Origin of the sequence: Bacillus manliponensis (assembly GCF_000712595.1) — a bacterium.
Taxonomy (GTDB): domain Bacteria; phylum Bacillota; class Bacilli; order Bacillales; family Bacillaceae_G; genus Bacillus_A; species Bacillus_A manliponensis.
Window position 1 is genome coordinate 1 of the sequence record NZ_JOTN01000096.1, and the last position, 383, is coordinate 383.

3 tRNA genes are annotated in these 383 nt (G+C 51.4%); all 3 read left to right on the forward strand.

The annotated features are described in order from the left end of the window. Positions 1-39: 39 nt before the first annotated feature. A tRNA-Leu gene (locus tag BAMA_RS23375) sits at positions 40-125 on the forward strand. Between the two features lie 77 nt (positions 126-202). Continuing rightward, positions 203-279 (forward strand) — tRNA-Arg (locus tag BAMA_RS23380). Positions 280-283: 4 nt separating this feature from the next. Next, positions 284-360 (forward strand) — tRNA-Pro (locus BAMA_RS23385). Positions 361-383: the final 23 nt, after the last annotated feature.

Here is a 383-nt window from a genome sequence, read left to right on the forward strand (position 1 = left end):
AAGGTTCGAGTCCTTCATGGCTCACCATTTTAATTCCGCGCGGTCGTGGCGGAATGGCAGACGCGCTAGGTTGAGGGCCTAGTGGGGGAAACCCCGTGGAGGTTCAAGTCCTCTCGGCCGCACCAAGGAAAAGAAAAAACACTTGCATTAAAATTCACAGTGTGTTATATTAATTAAGTCGCAAAAACAGACGACATAATAAGCGCCCGTAGCTCAATTGGATAGAGCGTTTGACTACGGATCAAAAGGTTAGGGGTTCGAGTCCTCTCGGGCGCGCCATTTACGGGAAGTGGCTCAGCTTGGTAGAGCACCTGGTTTGGGACCAGGGGGTCGCAGGTTCAAATCCTGTCTTCCCGACCACGCGGGTGTAGTTTAGTGGTAAA